Source organism: Alistipes intestinihominis (assembly GCF_040095975.1).
Lineage (GTDB): Bacteria > Bacteroidota > Bacteroidia > Bacteroidales > Rikenellaceae > Alistipes > Alistipes senegalensis.
The window spans coordinates 38,137-60,004 of sequence record NZ_JBBMFL010000015.1 but is presented as its reverse complement, the minus strand read 5'-3'; the positions used below and the strand labels follow the sequence as shown (position 1 = coordinate 60,004).

The window sequence follows — 21,868 nt, the reverse complement described above, 5'->3', positions numbered from 1 at the left end:
CTCAGAAACGGATCGTCCCGCGGCGTTTCCACCATTGGAGCAGCAGGAAGCCCCACAGCATGCCGCCCACATGGGCGAAATGGGCCACGTTGCCCACGCCCCGCCATCCGAGGAAGAGCTCGATGACGGCGTAGATGATGACGAACCACTTGGCCTTCATCGGGATGGGCGGTATCAGCAGCATGATGACCGCATTGGGGTGCATCACGCCGAAAGCCAGCAGCAGACCCATCACGGCGCCCGACGCGCCGACCAGCATCAGCGGCAGTTCCCCGAAGGCCAGCGCCGTGAGGTACTGGATCAGCGCCGCACCGATGCCGCAGACCATGTAGAAGGTCAGGAAGCGCTGCGACCCCAGCTCGTATTCGAGCGTCCGCCCGAACATCCACAGGGCGAACATGTTGAAGAAGATATGCTCGAAATTGGCATGCAGGAACATGTAGGTGATGAACTGATAGGTATGGAAGAACGGCGTCCCGAGCGACAGGGCGCAGTACTCCATGATCCGGTCGCCCACGGGCAGCAGCGCCGTGGCCATATAGACCAGCACGTTGATAATTATCAGGTTCTTGACGACCGGAGGGGTCTGGAAATAACGGTTCATGGCGTTTTAATTTTTGCAAATGTAACTCTTTCCGCGGGATTATCCCAGCTTGGCGCGCAAATCTTCGGGGGTGATCTCCGCGGTAATCGCCTTGCCCGAGGGCGAGAAGCTGAAACTGCCCGTGTCGGCCAGCTGCATCAGCAGCGCCGCGGCCTCTTCGCGCGACAGCATCCGCCCGGCGCCCTTGGAGCCCGAGCGGGCCATCACGGCGGCGATCTTCTCCCGCCGGACATCGGCCAGCGACACGGGGGTCGCAAAAGCCTGCAACAGCTCGAACAGCAGTTTGTCCACCGCATCGGCGGGCATGTCGGCGGGCGTGCCCTTCACCTCCACGGCCCCTTCGCCGCAGAAGTCGATGTCGAAGCCCAGCGAAGCGAACTCCACGGCGTTCTCCTCCAGCAGGGCGTATTCGTCGCCCGAGAGCACCAGCCGCTCGGGAAACAGCAGCTGCTGGCTCACCGACGAGCCGTTGCCCAGCATGCGCAGGTAATCTTCGTAAAGAATCCGCTCGCGGGCGCGGCGTACGTCCACCACCACGAAGCGGCCGCCGAGCAGGGCGGCGACATACCCGCCCGGCAGGGGCATGGGATCGGTGAACTCCGGACGCTGCGCCATGTCGAAACGCTGCTGTTCGGGAGCGGCCTCCGAAGGGATGAAATCCAGCGCGCTGTCGTCGAAGCCTCCGCCGGAAGCGATCTCGAAACCGCCTCCCGACTCGAACTCCTCGAACTCCCCGTCGTCCGTCGCAGGCAGGCCGCTGCGCCCGCCTCCCCGCGGAAATGCGGGCGCGGCGCTCCGGCCTCCGCCCGTGCGGAATCCCGCGGCAGAGTTGTCCGACACGGCACCGCCGTCGCGGTAAGGCACGTCGAAGCCCGTAAAATCCTCGTTGGGATCGGGCGCCGTGGGGTCGATATACTCCTCGCGGAAAGGATTGTAGTCGCTGTTGGACATCGCCTGCGGCTCGCTGTACACGGCGCCCCGCTGCAACACGGGAATCTCCACCACGCCGTCGCGGTCGAAATCCATCAGCGGCACGGCGCCCGTCTTGGCCAGCGTCTCGCGCACGGCGGCGTTGATGATCTGCCACACGGCCTCCTCGTCGGCGAACTTCACCTCGGTCTTCTGCGGGTGGACGTTCACGTCGATGCGCCCGGGGTCGATCGTCAGGAAGAGGAAATACGACGGCTGGCAGTTCTCGGGAATCAGCTTCTCGTAGGCTTTCAGGATGGCGCTCGTCAGGTAGCTGCTTTTGAAAAAGCGGCCGTTGACGAAGAGGTACTGCTCCGAATTGCGCTTCTTGGCGGCCGCCGGACGGCCGATATACCCTTCGATGCGGGCGATCGAGGTGTCGGCCTCGACCTCCAGCAGATTCTGTTTGATATGGCGCCCCACCACGTCCACGATACGGCCCGCCAGCGACGACGCCTGCAACGTGTAGACCGGAGCGTCGTTGGCGTAGAGTTCGAAGGCGACCTGCGGGTTGCAGAGCGCGATGCGCTGGAACTCGGCCTTGATATGCGAAGCCGACGTGGTGCTCTTGTCCAGGAAACGGCGGCGCGCCGGGACGTTGTAAAAGAGGTTGCGCACGAAGAACTGCGACCCCACGGGACACATCACGGGCGTCTGCGACGCGAACTGTCCGCCGTTGATCTCGGTCTGGGTGCCCACCTCGTCGCCCTCCTGCCGCGTGCGCAGCTCCACCTGCGCCACGGCGGCGATCGAAGCCAGCGCCTCGCCGCGGAATCCGAACGTATGCAGGGCGTAAATATCCTCCACGGCCCCGATCTTGCTCGTGGCATGGCGGTCGAAAGCCATGCGCGCGTCGATGGGCGACATGCCGCAGCCGTCGTCCACGATCTGAATCAGGTCCTTGCCGCCGTCGCGGAAATTGACTTTCACGGAGGTCGCGCCTGCGTCGAGAGCATTCTCCATCATCTCCTTCACCACCGAAGAGGGCCGGTTGACGACCTCGCCCGCGGCGATCTGGTTGGCGACGACCTCGGGTAGTAATCTGATCTTGTCTGCCATCTACTCCTCCTGGTAATCGTTGGGGACGACCGTGATAGGTGCGTAGGGATCGAACTCCTCGGCGGCCTGCTCGGTCCGGACCGGTACGGCCGGACTTCCCGCACGCAGGAACACGTCGGCCAGCTTCGGGTACAGAAGATAGATGAACAGCAGCACCAGCACGGCTGCCGCCGCCATCTTCAGAATACGCACCTGCCCCGCCCTATCCTCGTCGGCGCGCCGCGCCGCACGGGCGTCGCGCTGGGTGCGGATGTACTGCCCGGGCTTGTATTCCCGTCCGGCATCCTCGGCCCGTTCGCCGCGCAGCTCGGCACGGCGCTGTTCACGGGCCTCCTTCTCGGGGTCATAATAACGCGGGATATAGTTGAACTTGTTCGCGTGCTTCTTAAACGGGGTAAAGCCTAACATGGTCGTCCTGTTTTTTCGGTAAAGATACGAAATCTTCGGGATTTTATGATCATCCTTCCATTTTTGAGACAATCCGGCCGCGATGCGACAACTGCGTGCAACAGGCGAGGGCAGACAATAAACTGAATCCAATGCTCAACATCCAGGCATCGCCCCTAAAGCCCGGCTTTCAGCCGGGTGGATCAGACTCGCAAACAGGGCGGAACGCCCTGAACACAACCGACCGAAACTAATCAAACGGTCGAACCTACCTTCGAATCTTCTTACCGGAAGAAACTCTTCATCCGTTCGAAAATGTTCTGGTTCTTGACCGATTCGGCCTTCTGGAACCCGGGCTGCGCCGCCAGCTGTTCGACGAGCCTCTTCTCCTCGGCCGAGAGTTTCGCCGGGATGGTGATGTCCACCACCACCAACTCGTCGCCGCGGCCGTAGCCGTTCACGTCGGGCAGACCCTTGCCGCCCAGACGCAGCACCTTGCCGGCGTGCGTTCCCGGGGCGATCTTGATCTTGGCGCGTCCGTCCACGGTCGGCACCTCCACCGTGCCGCCCAGCAGGGCCGTCGTCACGGTGATATTGAGGTTGTGGATCAGGTCGTTGCCGTCGCGCACCAGTTCGGGGTTCGGCTTCTCCTCGATCATCACCAGCAAATCGCCGCTCACGCCGCCCTGACGCGCCGCGTTTCCCTTGCCCGTGACCGTGAGGACCATGCCTTCGCCCACGCCGGCCGGAATGCGGATCTCCACGACCTCCTGGCCGCGCAGCGTCCCTTCGCCCTTGCACTTGTCGCACTGCGCCGTGACGACCTTGCCCGAACCGCCGCACGTCGGGCACACGCCCTGCGTCTGCATGCGGCCGAAGAAGGTGTTCTCCACGCGCGTGACATACCCCGTGCCGTTGCACGTCGGGCAGGACGAATAGGAATTGGCATCCTTGGCCCCCGTGCCGCCGCACTTGTCGCAGGCCACGGTCTTGTTGATCTTGAGCTTCTTCGTGACGCCGTTGGCGATCTCCGCCAAGGTCAGCTTGACCCGCACGCGGATGTCCGAACCGCGGTTCACGTGGCGCGCACCGCCGCCGCCCGACGAGCGGAACCCGCCGCCGAAATGGCCGCCGAAGATGTCGCCGAACTGCGAGAAGATGTCCTCCATCGAGAATCCTCCGCCGCTGAATCCGCCGAAGCCCCCGGCTCCGCCGCCCGCCGCGCCGCTCATTCCGGCATGGCCGAACTGGTCGTACCGGGCGCGCTTGTCGGGATTCGACAACACGTCGTAAGCCTCCGCGGCCTCCTTGAATTTCTCCTCGGCCTCCTTGTCCCCGGGATTCTTGTCGGGGTGATACTTGATGGCCGCCTTGCGGTATGCCTTCTTTATTTCGTCAGCGTTAGCGTTCTTCTGGACGCCCAGCACTTCGTAGTAATCCCTCTTTTCTGCCATGATCCTACTCTCCTACAACAACTTTTGCGAAGCGCAGCACCTTGTCGCCCAGCTTGTAGCCCGTCTGAACCACGTCGATGACCTTGCCCTTCTTCTCGTCGCCGGCGGCGAACCGCGCCACGGCCTCCGAGAGATCGGCGTCGAACTCCTTGTCCAGCACCTCGATCTCGGTCACGCCCTTCTGGCGCAGCGCCTCGGTGAATTTCTGCGAAATGAGCGTCACGCCCGCCCGCAGCGCCTCCAGATCGTCGCTCTTCTGCATGGCGTCCACGGCGCGCTGCACGTCGTCGCGCACGGGCAGCATGGCCAGCAGCACGTCGCGGCCCCCGGTCTGCACCAGTTCCATCTTCTCTTTGAGCGTCCGCTTGCGGTAGTTGTCGAACTCGGCCTGCAAACGCACGAATTTGTCCTGCCACTGGGCCACGGCCGCTTCGAGCGCCTTGGCGGCATCGTCCTCGGCAGCCGGATCGTCGTCTGCCATTGTGTCAGTCGCATCGTCTGCCGTGTCTGACACATTGGCACAGGGTTCACCGTCGCACGAAGGATAACCGTCGCCCGGAGCGAAACCTTCGTCGCCGCTAACGGCTTCATTATAAACTTCTTGCTTTTTCATATCTTGTAATTTTTTCAGTTTTCCTCCCTTTATTCGAACAAATTGCATACCAACCCGCCCAAAGGCCGGATTTCAAGGGCGATGCTACCCGATGATGAAAATCGCCGGGCGTTTGTTCAGTTCGGGCAGCGGACGCCGCCGCCACTCCCCCGCCGTGCGGGTCTCGATCCGCCCGCCGGGAGCCGTCAGCTCCACGGCCACCGTCAGGCGCGTCTCCGCCCCGAGCGTCTGCACCAGCTGCTCCATCAGCTTCCCGTTGCGGTAGGGCGCCTCGATGAACAGCTGCGACTGCCCTTCGGTCAGGGCCCGCCGCTCGAAAAAGCGGATGGCCTTCGCCCGCTCGGGCGGCTTCACGGGCAGATAGCCGTTGAAGGCGAACGACTGGCCGTTGAGCCCCGACGCCATCACCGCGAGGATGATCGACGACGGTCCCACGAGCGGCACCACGCGGATGCCGCGACGGTGGCACGCCTCGACGACCAACGCCCCCGGATCGGCCACGCCCGGCACGCCCGCCTCGGAGATCACCCCCGCCGAACGGCCCTCCAACAAGGGTTTCACCAGCTCTTCGACCTCGCGTCCGGCGGCGGTATGCTCGTTCAGCTCGCGGAATTCCAGCTCTCCGATGGGGCGTTCGACGCCGGCTTTCGACAGGAAGCGCCGCGCCGAACGCGTGTTCTCGACGATGAAATAGTCCAGCGAGTTCATCACGTCGCGGTTGGCCGCGGGCAGCACGTCCCAGGGCGCCGTCTCGTCCGAGATCGGGCAAGGTATCAGATAGAGGGTTCCGTAATCCATTACTCTTTGAGGTAAATCCGTTTCACACGCCCCGACACCGAGGTCATGATCTCATAGGGGATGGTCTCCAGCACGCGGGCCATCGTTTCGAGATCGTTGCCCGGCTCCGCCGAGAAGATCACCGCCTCGTCGCCCTCCCCGACGCCCGGAATGTCCGTAACGTCGATCATGCAGCTGTCCATGCAGACCCGTCCGACGATCGGCGCGGGCCGCCCGTTCACGCGCATCGACCAGCGTCCGCACCCCAGGTGACGGTCCAGCCCGTCGGCATAGCCGATCGGCACCGTAGCCGTCACCGTCGGCCGCAGGAGCTTCCCGGCGCGCCCGTATCCCACGGCGTCGCCCGCTTCGAGACGCTTGATCTGCACGATGCGGGTTTTGAGCGTCGATACCGGACGCAGGCCCGGATTGTGCTCCCAGCCGAAGCCGTAGAGCCCCAGCCCGAGGCGGCACATGTCGAACTGCGCCTCGGGAAACCGCTCGATGGCGGCCGAATTGGCCGTGTGGCGAATCACGGGATACGGCAGCGACGCGGCGACGGCCGCGCTCATGCGGTCGTAACGCGCGATCTGCGCCCGCGTGTAGGCGTCCTCTTCGGGCATGTCGGCGCAGTTCAGGTGCGAGAATACCGACGCCACCTTCACGGCAGACAGTTTCGGCAGCTCCCCGCACAGACGCTCGATTTCATTCTCCATGAATCCCAGCCGGTGCATGCCCGTGTCGAGTTTCAGGTGGATGGGATAGCGGATCTCCCCGGCGTGCGACACCGCATCGGCGAAATCGGCCAGCGAACGGAAACTGTATATCTCGGGTTCCAGCCGGTTGGCGATCATCTGGTCGAAACTGTCGGCGTCGGCGTTCAGCACCACGATCGGCATCGTGATCCCCCGCTCGCGCAGCAACACGCCCTCATCGGCGAACGCCACGGCCAGATAATCGACGCCCTGATGTTGGAGCATCTGCGCCACCTCGAAATCCCCGGCGCCGTACGACCCCGCCTTGACCATCGCCACGAGTTTCGTCCGGAAATCGAGTTTCGAACGGAAGTAATTGAGGTTGTGGATCATTGCGTCGAGATCGACTTCCAGCACCGTCGTGTGGCTCTTGCGCGCCAGGGCATGGGCCAGCTTCTCGAAGCGGTACTCCCGGGCCCCTTTCAGCAGCACGGCGCGTCCCGCCACGGCCCGGCGGCCGATACGGGCGATGCACTCGTCGGTCGAGGCGAAAAATTCCTTGTCGCAGTCGAACAGCGCGGCGTAGCGTTTCAGTTTGGGTCCGATGCCGATCAGCGTGTCGATGCCCGCCCGCGAGACCATCCCGGCCACGCGGCCGTACAGTTCGTCGTCCGTCAGCCCGCTCTGCGCGATGTCCGACAGCACGAGCGTCCGGCGGCGCGACAACGCCACGTTGTGCAGGTAGTCCAGCGCCAGCGCCAGCGAATTGAGATCGAGGTTGTAGGCGTCGTTGATGAGCACCGAGTCGTTGATGCCGTCCTTGACCTCCAGCCGCATGGCGACCTCGGGGGCCTCGGAGAACGACGGCGCGGGATAGCCCATCGCCGCGCAGAACGCCTCGACGAGCTGAGCGTTGCGGCGCGACGCCTCGTTGCCGATCACCGCCTCGGGAACCTGCGGGCACGCCGCGGCGTCGCAGAGCTTCCGTTCGGCGAACCGTGCGGCGATCATGCGTCCCAGCGGCTCGTAATAACTATGGTAAACGATGGTCCGGGCCCGGTGGGCGAGGATCATCTTTTCGTTGCATTTCTGCTCCAGATTGAGGAAGTTCTCCTGATGCGCGTCGCCGATCGAGGTGAAGACCACCACGTCGGGACGGATGATCCGCTCCAGCCGCTCCATCTCCCCGGGCTTCGAGATGCCCGCCTCGATCAACGCCAGCTGCTCGTCGCCCTCGATCATCAGCACCGACAGCGGCACGCCCAGCTGCGAATTGTAACTCTTGGGCGAGCGGTAGCACTTCATCCCTGCGGGCAGCTCCTCGGCGATCCACTCCTTGATGACGGTCTTGCCGTTCGACCCGGTGATGCCCACGACCGTGCCTTTGAACTGCGCCCGGTGGTAGGCCGCCAGGCATTGCAGGGCCGCGATGGCGTTCGGAACCGCGACGTACCCGCATCCGGGCAGGGGTTCGACGCTGCGCTCGGTGAGGAACGCCCTCACCCCGCGCACATACATCTGCGCGATATAGTCGTGCGAATCGTGGTTGGCGCCGCACATGGCGACGAACATCGGTCCGGAGCCCAGCTCGCACGTCAGCGAACGGCTGTCGGTCACCACCGACTGCACCTCGCAGTCCGTGCCCGAGAACTTGCCGCCCACGACGGCGGCGATTTGCGAAAGCAGATATTTCATAAAATACCTAAATTTTTCCTTGGTACTTTTTTCCGCAAAAAGTACCAAAAACTCTCCGACGGATGCCTTCGCCTACTTAGGGCGGCCTAACGCTGGCTCCGGGCGACTATTCGCGGGTTTGCAAGCAAACCGTCCCCTCCGCTCGCGCTTTTAGTCCGCCCTGCGTTTCACGGCTCCGGCATCAAGTCGGAATCATTCGTTTCAATTTTTTTCGTCAGAGCGGATGCAGTTTCGGGCTTCGTGCCGCGGCACACGGAAGGGACATACAGGCGTATTTCCCATTCGCGGGACGCAAGGGAAGCGCGAAAATACGCCGCCATCACGAAAAAGTCACGATCGTTATTCCCGCCCCGCCGCGGTCGGCATGCTCGTCGGCCGCCGAAGCGATCTCCGGCACCGTGCGCAGGTAACGGCGGATCTCCTCCTTCAAAGCCCCCGTGCCCTTGCCGTGGAGAATCGACACCGACCCCACGCCGACCATCAGCGCGTCGTCGATGAAGTTCTGCACCATGTCCAGCGCTTCCGACGCCCGCATGCCGCGCACGTCGATGTGGTCCTTGAAGTTGAGCTTGCGCGACGAGATGTCCACCGACACCACCGTCCGGGCCGTCACGGGGCGTGTCGCCTCGCGGTATTCGTTGTTCGAGACCACCGTCAGCCGGCTCTTGTCCACCGTCGTCAGAATCTGCCCGAAGGCCACCTGCGCCCGATTGCCCTTCACCGACTGCACCACGCCGACCATCTCCTGCCCGGCCATGCGGACCTTCGACCCGACTACCGCCTCGCGCGGCTTCTCGGGCATAGGTGCAGGCGCTTCGGCGGCTTTCGCCCCCTGCCGGGCCTTGCGCTCGTCGCGCCGCTGGCGGCGGCGTTCGATCCGCTCGATCTCGCGGGCCACGGCAGCCTCCTTCTCCGACGAATCGGCCTGCTCGACCGTCTCGCGGAAATCGTCCAGCTCCCTCCGCGCCAGCCGCGTCAGCTCCTTCTCGGCCTGCGCTTCGCGGATCGTCCGGATCGTGTTCTCGATCTGCCGGTTGGCGTCGGCGATCAGCTGCTGCGCCTCCTGCTTGGCCTTCTTCAGTATCTCCTGCCGCTCGGCGCGTATCTTCGCCAGCTGTTCGGCGTAGTTCTGTTCCAACTCCTCGACCTTGCGGTCCGTCAGGCGGATGCGGTCGCGCTTCTGCTCCCAGTAGTGCTTGTCGCGGGCGATCTCGCGCAGCTGCTTTTCGATGTTGATATGGTCCGACCCGGCCTTCTCGCTCGCCGCGCGGATGATCTCCTCCGGCAACCCGATCTTGCGGGCGATCTCCACGGCGAACGAACTGCCCGGCTTGCCCGTCTCCAGCCGGAACAGCGGCCGGATGTTCTGCACGTCGAACATCATCGCGCCGTTGGCGATGCCCTCGGCCGACGACGCATAGTATTTGATATTGGCGTAGTGGGTCGTGATGACGCCGTAGCACCCCTTCGCCAGCAGGCGTTCGAGAATCGCCTCGGCGATGGCCCCGCCGATGACGGGCTCGGTTCCCGACCCGAACTCGTCGATCAGCACCAGCGTCCGGTCCGAAGCCCCCGCCAGCATGTTTTTCATGTTCAGCAGGTGGGACGAATAGGTCGAAAGGTCGTTGTCGATCGACTGCTCGTCGCCGATGTCGATGAAGATGCTTTGGAACACGGGCAGCTCCGAGACCTCCGAGGCCGGAACCGGGAATCCGCACTGGAACATATACTGCACGATGCCCGTCGTCTTCAGACAGACCGACTTGCCGCCGGCATTGGGGCCCGAGATGACGAGGATGTGTTTGCGGCGGTCCAGTTGCAGGTCCAGCGGCACGATCTCGCGTCCCGCGGCTTTCAGCGTCTGCTGCAACAGCGGATGGCGGGCGTTCTTCAGCACCAGCCGGTCGTCGGTCGAGAGGATCGGCCGCACGCAGCGGTTCTCCGAGGCCCAGCGCCCCTTGGCGCGCAGCATGTCCATCTCCGCGAGGTAGTCGCCCGAATCGGCGATCAGTCCGGCGTCGGGACGGATCGCTTCGGTGAACTCAGTCAGGATGCGCACGATCTCGCGCCGCTCGGCATACTCCAGTTCGCGCAGCTCGTTGTTGATCTCCACCACCTCGACCGGCTCGACGTAGAAGGTCTTTCCCGTCGCCGACTCGTCGTGGATGAATCCGTTCAATTTGCGTTTGTTGCCCGCGGCGACCGGAATCACGGCCCGCCCGTCGCGGATCGAGATTTGGGCGTCGGCATCGACGATGCCCGCCCCCTTGGCCGCAGCCAGCACGGCCTGCAAGCGCTTGGCCGCCTGCCCCTCGCGTTCGCGGATGGCCCGACGAATCTCCTGCAAGGCCGGCGAGGCGTTGTCCTTCACGTTGCCGAAGCCGTCCAGAATGGCGTCGATGCACCGCACGATCTCCGGGAACGCCGCCACGCCGCGCGTGCGGGCATACAGCGTCGGATAGCGCTCTTCGCGGCCGAGGATGAAGGCGACGATGCCGCCGACGACCGACAGCGCCTTGCGCAGGGTCACGACCTCCTCCACGTCGAGGAACGAACCCTCGACGCGCAGTTTGGCGACGACGTAATCAACGTCGGGATACTCTCCGCCGGGGAAATCGCGCTCCATTTCGAGCACGAGACGCATCTCGTCGGCGAGCGCCAGGCGGCGTTCGATCTCGCGCGGCGAGGTCGAAAAGCCCTCGTCGGCGAGCCGTCCGCGGGCGGCGCGCATGGTACAAAGGGCCGCGACCTGCTCACGGAGCCGGTCGAAGCCTATTTTCTGCTCGAATGTGGCAGGGTAAATCATGACGATAAATTAAAAATGAAAAATTAAGAATTAAAAATTTGGGATTCGGTCTGCTGGAGGCATATCTCGTTTTTAAGAGAGACTGTCCCATCCTATCGGACAAAGCAGGCAGAAAATATTCGCCCGGGGTCCTTTCATTTTTAATTTTTAATTCTTCATTTTTAATTTCAAGGAATCGCGTTCGGCCTTGGCGGCAGCTTTTGCAGCCTTCCGGTCGGCCTTCTCCTGCATCTTCTCCGGACTGCGCCCGAAGAGCGAGAAGTGGACGTAACGGCCGGGGTACTTTTCGAGGTCGGCCAGCAGCGACGCGAGGTTGTCGCTCGCTTCGGTCAGCGAATCGTAGAGCGCGGCGTCGTTCAGCAGCTTGCCGACGGTTCCCTCGCCCGACCCGATGCGGGCCAGCAGACCGTTGACCTCGCCGACCGCATCGGAGAGCTGCCGCGCGAATCCGCCGTCGGCCAGATCCGCGGCGATGCGGTTCACGCTCCCCACGATGCTGTCCACGCGCGGGGCGTTCTCGCCGAGCATCGCGGAAAAGGCCGTGAGATTCTCCACGGCGGCTTTCAGATTGTGTTTCTCGGCGTCGAGAATCCCGGCCAGGTCGCCCGTGACGGTATCCAGATGGCCCAGCGTCCCGGTGATGCTCTGCGCATTGGCCTCCAGCAGGTCATTGAGGTTCGTCAGCGTGCGCGAAAGGTCGCCCGTCACCTGCGAGATCTTCTGCTTGAAGAAATCCAGCTCCGATCCCGCCATGTCCATCAGATCGCGGTCGCGGCTCGAACGCAGCGTGTCGCCCTTTTCGAGATAGGTATGGGCCGAACCATAGGTGATCTCGATGGCTTTCGACCCCATCAGGCTGTTGCTGAATATCTTGGCCTCGGAATCGGTCGGAATCCGGTACTGGCGTTTGACAGTCAGTTGCAGCACGACGTTGTCGCTGCGCCCGGGATCGAACGAAATGCCCGTCACCGTACCGATCTTCACGCCCTTCATCATGATCGGCGAGGCCGTCTGCACGCCGTTGATCTGGTCATAGGCGGCGTAATAGACCGAATTGCGGCTGAAAATGTCGAATCCTTTCAAAAACCGGATTCCGGCCCATGCGGCGATGAGCATCGCCACGGCGAAAATTCCGATTTTAGCTTCTCTCTTCATAGCTGAAATTTTATTTTACGATTTGCGTTCCCCGGCAGCTCACCACGAAAGCCTCCGGGAATACCCTGCGGACCTCGGCCGCCTTGCGCTGGGCCGCGGCGCGGGTTTCGTATTCTCCCACACAGTATTTGTAGGGGAAACGCCCCTCGGAAGTGAACTGCTTCACCTTGCCCTTGTAGTCGCGGAACTGCGCCGAGGAGACGGACACCGGCGACGCCGAGGCCATCACCTGCACCGTGTAGCGCAAGGGCTGCGCGGCAGGCTTCCGCACCGGTTTTTCAGCGGCCGGTTTCGCGGCATCCGCTTTCGGTTTCTCCGCAGCGGGTTTCTCTTTCGGCTTCGCGGGCTCCGTTTTCGGCTTCGGCGTCTCGGCCGCGGGCTTCGCCGCGGGTTCCGGAGCGGCGGGCTTCGCCTGCTCCTCCCCGGCCATACGCGTCCCGATCACATAGGACGAATAGTCCCGCACGGCCCGGTATAGCGAGCGGGCGATCTCGTTCTGCCCCTTCTCCGACTTCATGTAGGCCGCCTCCTGCGGGTTGGACATGAATCCGATCTCGGTCAGCACGCCCGGCATGTCCGTAGCGTAGAGCACGCGCAGCAGCTGCGGTTTGATGCCGCGCGAATGACGCCCGGCTTTCAGGTAGTTGTTCTGGATGCAGCGGGCCAGGGCCATGCTGTACTCGCCGTAGGTGAACTGCAAGTTCTGGATATAGGCCCGCACGATGGCCGCCGTCCGCTCGTCGGACATGTCGATCAGGTCCTCGCGGTTGCTCTCGTAGAGGGCGTTCTCGTTGTAAAGCTGCTCCTTGGGGCTCTCGCCCATGATGAGCGTCTCGACGCCCCGGGCCGCCGCGACGGGCGCCGCATTGACGTGAATCGAGATGAAGAGGTCGCCCCCGGCCTTGTTGGCGATGTCGGCACGCGCCTGCAAGTCCGAAGCCAGGTCCTTCCCCAGCTCCTTGTCCGTCTTGCGGGTGTAGACCACCTTCACACCCGGCATCCCCTCCTCGATGAGTTTGCCCAGCTTCAAGGCCACCTTCAGCGTCAGGTCCTTTTCATAGACTCCCCCGTAATGCGCCCCGGGAAATTTGCCTCCGTGTCCTGCGTCGATCACCACGACTTCGAAGCCGTGCGCAATATTCTCTGCGGCGGCAACGTTGGTAAAAACGATTGCGGCTGCGAAGAGGAGTAGCAACAAGAGTCGTGTGCGCATATTTAATGGTTGCAAATGTGAGCTTTCTGTATTTTTTTACCTATCTTTGTCGGGCTTAAAATGCGGCGGGAACGCACCTGCGGGGCATTCCGGGCGTTTTTGCCGACTTGTCGGCAAAGGTATGGAAAATTTTTGGGATTTTGGATAGAATTAGGGTAAAATATCTCCTGTCGGCGACGGTTCTGCTCCTGTTCGCCCAGATCGTCCTGGGCGGCGCGGCCCCCCGCGCGGCGTTCGACGGCCCCGTGTCCGACACCCTTCCGACTCCCCCTCCCGCCGACACCGTGCGCCCGTCTGCGGACCAAGCGCCGGCCCCCTCGCGGCGCGAAGTACGGCGGCAGGCCCGCGAAGAGGCCCGGCGGCGCGCCGCCTTCAACGCCCTGCCGCAGGAGGAGCGCGACTCGCTCTTCTCGGCGCAGGTCGATTCGCTCGTCGCCCGGAAAACCGACTCGCTGAACATGTCCCGCCCCGACGCGCTCGCCGCAGACACGCTGCACCGCGACACGGTCAAGAAACCGCGGCCCGCGGGCGCCTTTCTCGACGATCCGATCGCGGGCAAGAACACCGACTCGCTGGTCTACGACGTGCGCAACAAACTGGTCTACATCTACAACCAGGGCGATGTCACCTATCAGAACAGCAACCTCAAGGCCGACTTCATGCGCATCGACATGAACTCGAAACTGGTCCACGCCTACGGCAAACCCGACTCGGTGGAGGGCAAGTTCATCATCACCAAGCCCGAGTTCTCCGACGGTTCGGCCTCCTACCAGATGGACACGATCACCTACAACCTCGACTCGAAGAAGGCCAAGATCAAGGGCGTGGCCACGCAGCAGGGCGACGGCTGGCTGGTGGGCGGCAGCGTGAAGAAGATGCCCGACAACACGATCAACATCCAACACGGCAAATACACCACCTGCGACGAGACGGACCACCCGCACTTCTATCTGGCGATGACCAAGGCGAAAGTCATTCCGGGCAAGAAGGTCGTCACCGGCCCGGCCTATCTGGTGATGGAGGACGTGCCGATCTACTTCCTCGGCATCCCCGAAGGCTTCTTCCCGATCAACATGGGTCCCAAGTCGGGCCTGCTGATGCCGACCTACGGCGAGGAGTACTCCAAGGGATTCTTCCTGCGCGACCTGGGCTACTACTTCACGCTGGGCGAATACGCCGACCTGGCGGTGCGCGGCGGCTTCTACACGCTCGGTTCGTGGGAGGCATCGGCCGCCTCGCGCTACATCAAGCGCTACAAGTACAGCGGCAGTTTCAACATGCAGTATTCAAACGTCAAGACGGGCGAAAAGGGCGAGGACGACTACATCAAGCAGAGCAACTTCCGCATCCAGTGGACCCACTCGCAGGACGCCAAGGCCAACCCGGGTTCGACGTTCTCGGCCTCGGTGAACTTCGCCACCAGCGGTTACAGCCGCTATTCGGCCACCAACCTCAACGACATCCTCGCCACGCAGACCAACTCGACGATCTCCTACTCGAAGAACTGGGCCGGCACGCCTTTCTCGCTCTCGGCGAACATGGCCATCTCGCAGAACTCGCAGAACAAGTCGATCTCGGTGACGCTGCCGACGGTGGTGTTCAACGTCTCGCGCTTCTACCCCTTCAAACGCAAGGAGAAGACCGGCAAGGACCGCTGGTACGAGAAGATCTCGATGCAGTACACGGGCAAGATGACCAACTCGGTGACCACCACCGAGTCGGAAATCTTCTCGAAGAAGACGCTCGAAAACATGAAGAACGGCATCGAGCACTCGATCCCCATCTCGGCGTCGTTCAACCTCTTCAACTACATCAACCTTTCGCCGTCGGTCAACTACAACGAAAAGTGGTACTTCAAGAAGGTCGAATACGAGTGGAACCCCGTCACGAACCAGACCGACACGCTGCCCACGAACTACGGTTTCTACCGCCTCTACAACTACAACCTCAGCGTCTCGGCCTCCACGACGGTCTACGGCATGTACGACTTCACGAAGAAGAGCCGCAACCGCAAGATCCAGGCGATCCGCCACACGCTGACCCCCTCGATCGGATTCTCCTACGCCCCGGATTTCAGCGACCCCAAATACGGCTACTACAAGACCCGCCAGACCGACTCGACGGGCCGTTTCACGACCTATTCGCCCTATGCCGTCAACGCCTACGGCGTTCCGTCGTCGGGACGCTCGATGTCGATGAACTTCTCGCTGTCGCAGAACCTCGAAATGAAGGTGCTCTCGAAACGCGACACCTCGGGCGTGAAGAAGATCAAGCTCATCGACGAACTGCGCATCAGCGGCTCGTACAACTTCCTGGCCGACTCGATGCGCCTGTCAACCATCCCGATCTCGTTCCGCACGACGCTGTTCAACAACTTCGGCATCAACCTCTCGGCGACGCTCGACCCCTACCGCGTTTCGCCCGAGGGCAAACGCTACGACAAGCTCTTCTTCCCGGGGCGTATCGTCTCCACGGGCTGGTCGTTCGGCTACACCTTCAAGTCGCGCGCCGACAAGTCCCAGCCGGCCATGAACGACATCACGTCGATCCCTCCGGAGTACATGAACCCCTTCTACGACCCTTACGGGCACATGGACCCCGTGCTGCGGCGGCAGTACATGGCGCAGAGCTACTACGACTTCTCGCTGCCGTGGAACTTCGGCTTCAACTACTCGGTCAACTACTCGATCTCCTACGTCAACAACGGCACGACGGGCTACCGCAAGAACGTCACCCAGACGGTCGGGTTCAACGGCTCGCTGAATGTCACGCCCAAAACCGGCATTAATTTCCAGGGCGGCTTCGACATCAAGCAACGGAAGCTCACGACCTCGTCGGTCTCCATCACGCGCGACCTCCACTGCTGGCAGATGTCCTTCTCGTGGATACCGTTCGGCTACCACCGTTCGTGGAGTTTCAACATCGGCGTCAAGGCTGCGTCGCTCTCCGACCTGAAATACGACAAGTCGCAGTCGATGTACGACAACATGTACTAAACGAAAAGCGGCCCCGGTCGGGGCCGCTTTCTTTACCGCTTTAATTAATTACAGATGCGTCACCTCGGCCGGCTCGCGGTCGATGTAGTGGGGATAGCGGAACTGCGGCATCCCGAAAGCCATCGCCGCACAGATGCGGCGGCCTTCGAGCCCCAGCATCCCGTTCAGCCGCGCCGCCCGGTCCTGCCGGAGGGCCGTCAGCACGAACCCCATGTAAATCTGGCTCACGCCCAGCGCTTCGGCCATCAGCGAAGCGTTCTGACAGGCCAGATTCGCATCCTCGGCCCCGAAACGGTTCTCCTTCGGGGCATGGATGAACAGCACCGCCGTCGCACCCCGCAGCACGCGGTCGCGGCCTTCGGCGTACTCGCGCCGCAGGCGTTCGAAGACGGGCACATAGCGGTACACCTCCGGCACGATGCGGCTCAGCCACGGCCGCACGAGCGGACTTCGCAGGCGTTTTTCCAGCTTTCCGAACACTCCGAGGGTGTACTCCGTAATCCCCCGCAGCTTCTCCGGATCGGTCACCAGCGTATAGCCCAGCTGCCGGGCGTTGCTGGCCGTCGGGGCGCGGTCCGCCGCCGCAACGATGCGGTCCAGCATCTCCTGCGGCACGGGAGTCTTTTTCAGGGCCCGGTTCGACCGCCGCACGGCCATCAGCAGCTCCACCTGTTCGGGCGTCGGCAGCGCGGCGTAATCGGCGGCGTGCACCCGTTCTGGCGGGAACGCCTCGTGCGCCACCGACCCCGTGGGACAAACGGCCACGCAATGACCGCAGACGATGCAACTCCCGGGGTTGCACAGCGTCACCGGAGCCCCGGCTCCCTCCTGTTCGAAAATCTGCGAAGGGCACACCTTCACGCAACGGCCGCAGCGGATGCAGCTCTCCCGGATCGAAATCTCCATCGGGCTCCTAATGGCTCACACCCTCCATTTCGGCGGGGTCGTGCTTGTATTTGAAGACGAGTGCGAAGACGACAGCCACCGCGAGGGCGTATCCCGCGAAGATGAACCACGAATCGGGCCAATGGAAGGCATCCACCACGGCGCCCGCGGCATACGACCCGAAGAAGGCGCCGAAACCGTTGGTCATAATCATAAAGACGCCCTGCGCCGAAGAACGTATCTCGCGGCTGGTCTCCTTTTCGACGAAGAGCGACCCCGAGATGTTGAAGAAGTCGAACGCCACGCCGTAGACGATCATCGAGAGGATGAGGAACACGGCTCCCGAACCGGGGTTTCCCACGCCGAAGAAGCCGAAGCGCAGCACCCAGGCCAGCATCGAGATCAGCATCACCTTCTTGATTCCGAAACGCCGGAGGAAGAAGGGAATCAGCAGGATGCAGAACGTTTCGGACATCTGCGACAGCGAGAGCAGGATCACCGAATGTTTCACGATGGCCGAATCGGCATACTGGGGCATCGTTCCGAAATTCTGGATATAACTGTCGCCGAAGGCATTGGTGATCTGGAGCGCGGCGCCCAGCAGCATCGAGAAGATGAAGAAGACGGCCATGCGCTTCTCCTTGAAGAGCGCGAAGGCGCGCAGTCCCAGCGTATCGACCCACGACTGCTTGCGCACGCCGCGGTTGACGGCGCATGCGGGCAGCGTGAACGAGTAGACGGCCAGCACGAACGACAACGCCGCCGCGACATACAACTGCCAGGCGGTGAGTTTGATCTGCACGCCTCCGATATGCACCAGATCGACGAACCACATGGCGGCGATGAATCCCACGGTGCCCCACACGCGGATGGGCGGGAAGTGCTTCACGCTGTCGAGTTTCGCCAGATCGAGGGCGTTGTAGGCTACGGAGTTCGACAGCGCGATGGTCGGCATGTAGAACATCACGCTCAGCAGCATGCAGCTGTACAGCGGCGCATATTGGGTCTGCGCGGCCGCGGCGATGAGGAACCCGCCGCTGACGAGGTGGCAGATGCCCAGCAGTTTCTGCGCCGGAACCCAGCGGTCGGCGATGATTCCCATGACGGCGGGCATGAACAGCGAGGCGACGCCCATCGTGGCGAAAAAGCTGCCTATCTGCAATCCGGAGAAACCGAGCCCCCCGATATAGGCCCCCAGCGAGATGAGCCACGAACCCCAGATCGCATACTGGAGGAAGTTCATGACGATAAGCCGGAATTTAATTCCCATAATCTTCTGATTTTGTGTAAATTTTAAGTTTCAAACGGTTTTCCCTTCGCGGGATTATAACAAATGTACGAAAAAATTTCGGTAATTTTCTTTGCATTTGAAAAATAAAGTCCTACTTTTGCATCACCAAAATCTACTGAGCTATGGTGTAACGGTAACACAACAGATTCTGGTCCTGTTATTCCAGGTTCGAATCCTGGTAGCTCAACAAAATTCAGCGTAAATCCCTGCAATTCAATGAATTGTGGGGATTTTATCATTTATCAAAGTGCAGTAAAAAGCCATTTCACGCAGGGTGTTAATTGGACCAATCGTGGGACTTTCAGACTAAAATTTTAGTCCAACAAATTTCATTCCATTTCTTTGTATATCAATATTTTACACTTGCAAAAATGGAAAATTTTACGTATCTTTGTGTATATCCCAAAAGGCATTATAGCCTTATCTCCCTGCATAGTTTAGTCTAACTAATTAAAAATCATCTTATTAATATGATTTCGATACTGTTTTTCATTAAACGGCATCGACTCCTGCGTACTGGCCAAGCACCTATATACGTTCGGGTATCAGCCAACCGAGCCTATTCAGAGTTCGGAATAGGACGAGGAGTCGATCAAGAGCAATGGGTGACGGCAAGAGGCCGAGTAAAACCCGTCGGCTCAAAAAACAAGGCACTAAATGCCTATCTGGATAAAATCGAATACGACCTGTTCTCCATAGCTCAAACCTTACAAAGCGAGGGTAAGCAGGTAACCGCCAAAGCCGTAACCAACCGTTACCGAGGTTTTGACAAACCACAGATTTCATTCATTGACCTATGCGAAGAACACAACCGGATGCAATCGGAACTCGTAGGTAAGACAGTAGCAGCAGGCACGGCCATCCGCTATCAAACCTCGCTAAACCACCTCAAAGAGTTTATGCAGACGCAAGGAAAGAACGACATTTACACAGACGACATCACGGTCGAATTTCTCGAAAAATACGTCCATTTCCTACTTGTAACACGGAAACAATGCAACAACACCGTGGTAAAATACCTTAAAAACATCAGCAAAATCATCAATATAGCCATAGCCCATGGAGTGATGAAAAACAACCCCGTAGCATTATTGAAACTGCGATTGGAAGAAACCAAGAAAGATTTTCTGACCGAGGAGGAATTGCACACAATGTCCCAGGCAAAATTCGAAAATCCGCGTTATGACCGTATTCGGGACATCTTCCTGTTTTGCTGCTATACGGGGTTGGCTTATGCTGATGTTTATTCGCTGACCGCCAAAGAGATCGTAACGGGTAAGGAAGGTAAGCAATGGATCGTAAAAGCCCGAACAAAGACCCACAGTTTGTGCAATATTCCTCTTCTCAAACCTGCCATACAGATACTCGACCGTTATGCAGACTTTGCCAAAGCTGAAGGACGATTACTCCCGGTTCCGGCCAATCAAACCATGAATGACGGGCTGAAAGAAATCGCGGAATTGTGCGGAATCAATAAGCAACTCACGACTCATTGCGCACGTCACACGTTTGCCACGACGGTTACTCTTGCCAATAACGTATCTATTGAGAATGTTTCCCAGATGCTCGGCCATAGTAATATCAAAATGACTCAGCACTATGCCAAAGTCCTCAATACCTCAATCAGCCGAGATATGGAAAAGGTCGAAGCGGAACTCTCTTCATAATTATAAGGCTTGCCAAAATCGGCACACCCTTTTTTCGGACACAACTTTTGTGATTAGGGAAAATAGTTGATTGATAACGAGTTAGTAAATGACACAAGTACGGATTTATCCGTATAAACATTATTTCGCTAAGGAAACTACTCTTTTCATGTAGGTTTCTATGTAGGTTAATTAATACCAATTGATTCCTACTAATGCGAATTAATAATAAGTCATTAACTAACTCGTTATCAGTCTATGTACACGATTAACATCAGGGGTAAGCAGAACCCGAAAGACACCAAGATGGTCAAGCTGGAGATAATTTTCTTCAAGACCGGTTACGCCCGTGTGCCGAAGGTTATAAACATCACAGGGCTATTAAAAGACTGGGATGTCAAGTCTCAGAGTTTCCGTGTAGGGAGTGCGGAGGCCACTACCAAGAACAAACTGCTTTTCGATTTGCGAACCAAATATCTGCATGTCGCCGATACCTGGGAGATGGAAGGCAGGAACTGGTCGCCCGTCCAGCTATCACATTGCTTCGATGAAATCAAGGCGGCCAAACCCGAGGTCAAAGTAAAGAGTGTCCAGCAGATGATCGATTATCTTGAAGAGACATTCAAAAACAAGAAACGCATCAAGAACGGTCAGATTGTCGACAGCACGACCAATGCTAAACGGTATGTCTATCTCAAGCGTGAACTGCAGGCGTTTACAAAGGAAAAATATGAAAAAGCCTTTTCCTCTTATTTCTTTACGGATATTACAGAAGAGTTTCTTCTTGACTTTGCGTTTTGGCTTAAAGAAAGAGGTATCAGAAATGGCAACAAGGCCGGACTTACACACAAACTAAGGTTGCTCCGTGCCGTATGCAGGCAGGCAGAAAAGAAAGAGATGTACGGGGTGAATATGGATAACTTCCTCTGTCTCGGTGATGATATTAATTGGCCGGAAACCACTTCAAGAGCAGTTCCGGAAACAGTCATAGCTAAAATCGCAAATGTTGACCGTACCTTGTTTACGAAAAAAGAGCAGTTGCATCTTGATTTGTTCCTGTTCAGCTACTATACCGGAGGTATGGCGAATGTCGATGTATGTAACCTGACATGGGATTTGGTCCAGGAAGACCGCATCGTCTATGAACGTATCAAGTTTCCCAAAACAGCCAAACCGGAATTACTCAGTAAAGCAAAAGCCATCATGAATAAATACCGTGGGCAAAGTTATGGAAATTATGTATTTCCTGTTTTTACTCATAAACACACGACCACTTCCAAGAAGACTACACGTGTCAAGCAAATTTCCACACGCCTTTCACAAACCTTGACGAAAGCATGCAAGATGTTGCGCATTAAAGAAAACATCACATGGTATTCCGCCCGTGGCTCTTTCATATCGAAGATGGTAGATGCCGGTAATAATCCGTATGTGGTTGCAGAGATGGCTGGTAACAGCCCATTGACCATCTATAAGCATTACTACAAGAATACAAAGCGGGAAGAAATCAAGCGGCAGATGGAAGAAATGTTCTGACCAGACATATCCATAAAGTTGTAAACACCTTGACAATTTCTCTGATGGATAAATCATACGGTATAATGGCTGTTAAAAGTCATTGAT

At 59.5% G+C, this 21,868-nt stretch carries 15 protein-coding genes and 1 tRNA gene; 4 read left to right on the top strand and 12 right to left on the bottom strand.

The features are described 5' to 3' along the window. Position 1: 1 nt before the first annotated feature. From WMO46_RS12055 to WMO46_RS12010, 10 genes are all read right to left on the bottom strand, one after another. Positions 2-604 (bottom strand): rhomboid family intramembrane serine protease, encoded by a 603-nt coding sequence (locus tag WMO46_RS12055; RefSeq protein ID WP_019151133.1) that lies wholly within the window; start codon positions 602-604, stop codon positions 2-4. Positions 605-643: 39 nt separating this feature from the next. Next, positions 644-2,632, bottom strand: a complete 1,989-nt coding sequence (gene mutL / locus WMO46_RS12050) for a DNA mismatch repair endonuclease MutL (protein WP_278965403.1) — start codon at positions 2,630-2,632, stop codon at positions 644-646. Continuing rightward, positions 2,633-3,040: a hypothetical protein gene (locus WMO46_RS12045; RefSeq protein ID WP_129651677.1), complete on the bottom strand. Its 408-nt coding sequence runs from the start codon at positions 3,038-3,040 to the stop codon at positions 2,633-2,635. Positions 3,041-3,303: 263 nt separating this feature from the next. Continuing rightward, a complete protein-coding gene (dnaJ, locus tag WMO46_RS12040) occupies positions 3,304-4,473 on the bottom strand; it encodes a molecular chaperone DnaJ (RefSeq protein WP_349094420.1) in 1,170 nt (389 codons plus the stop codon). Between the two features lie 4 nt (positions 4,474-4,477). Further along, entirely contained in the window at positions 4,478-5,086 is a 609-nt protein-coding gene (locus WMO46_RS12035) for a nucleotide exchange factor GrpE (protein ID WP_026076609.1), read from the bottom strand. Between the two features lie 84 nt (positions 5,087-5,170). Continuing rightward, on the bottom strand, positions 5,171-5,884 hold the full coding sequence (locus tag WMO46_RS12030; protein ID WP_019151138.1) for an SAM-dependent methyltransferase: 714 nt from the start codon (positions 5,882-5,884) through the stop codon (positions 5,171-5,173). Then, complete coding sequence (gene alr / locus WMO46_RS12025) at positions 5,884-8,253, bottom strand: alanine racemase (RefSeq protein ID WP_278965398.1); 2,370 nt, start codon at positions 8,251-8,253, stop codon at positions 5,884-5,886. Before alr ends, WMO46_RS12030 begins: the two co-directional genes overlap by 1 nt. 319 nt (positions 8,254-8,572) lie before the next feature. Then, complete coding sequence (locus tag WMO46_RS12020; protein ID WP_278963947.1) at positions 8,573-11,059, bottom strand: endonuclease MutS2; 2,487 nt, start codon at positions 11,057-11,059, stop codon at positions 8,573-8,575. A gap of 147 nt (positions 11,060-11,206) precedes the next feature. Next, a complete protein-coding gene (locus WMO46_RS12015) occupies positions 11,207-12,214 on the bottom strand; it encodes an MlaD family protein (protein ID WP_278966778.1) in 1,008 nt (335 codons plus the stop codon). Positions 12,215-12,224: 10 nt separating this feature from the next. Further along, entirely contained in the window at positions 12,225-13,427 is a 1,203-nt protein-coding gene (locus WMO46_RS12010; protein ID WP_278966776.1) for an N-acetylmuramoyl-L-alanine amidase family protein, read from the bottom strand. 140 nt (positions 13,428-13,567) lie between these two features. Here WMO46_RS12010 and WMO46_RS12005 point away from each other — a divergent pair, with 140 nt between their 5' ends. Beyond that, the gene (locus WMO46_RS12005; protein ID WP_278966775.1) at positions 13,568-16,423 is read left to right on the top strand and encodes a putative LPS assembly protein LptD; all 2,856 of its coding nucleotides are present in this window, start codon (positions 13,568-13,570) and stop codon (positions 16,421-16,423) included. Positions 16,424-16,471: 48 nt separating this feature from the next. Here the strand turns inward: WMO46_RS12005 and WMO46_RS12000 are convergent, their stop codons facing one another. Next, entirely contained in the window at positions 16,472-17,329 is an 858-nt protein-coding gene (locus WMO46_RS12000) for a nitroreductase family protein (RefSeq protein WP_349094419.1), read from the bottom strand. 7 nt (positions 17,330-17,336) lie between these two features. Continuing rightward, positions 17,337-18,578, bottom strand: coding sequence for a nucleoside permease (locus WMO46_RS11995; RefSeq protein WP_019151145.1), 1,242 nt, complete (start codon positions 18,576-18,578; stop codon positions 17,337-17,339). Positions 18,579-18,715: 137 nt separating this feature from the next. On the opposite strand from WMO46_RS11995, the gene WMO46_RS11990 reads away from it, so the two are divergent. From WMO46_RS11990 to WMO46_RS11980, 3 genes are all read left to right on the top strand, one after another. Then, positions 18,716-18,786, top strand: a tRNA-Gln gene (locus WMO46_RS11990). Positions 18,787-19,069: 283 nt separating this feature from the next. Continuing rightward, positions 19,070-20,266: a site-specific integrase gene (locus WMO46_RS11985; protein WP_349094418.1), complete on the top strand. Its 1,197-nt coding sequence runs from the start codon at positions 19,070-19,072 to the stop codon at positions 20,264-20,266. 237 nt (positions 20,267-20,503) lie between these two features. Continuing rightward, complete coding sequence (locus WMO46_RS11980; protein ID WP_004293508.1) at positions 20,504-21,781, top strand: phage integrase SAM-like domain-containing protein; 1,278 nt, start codon at positions 20,504-20,506, stop codon at positions 21,779-21,781. The last annotated feature ends 87 nt before the right edge of the window (positions 21,782-21,868 follow it).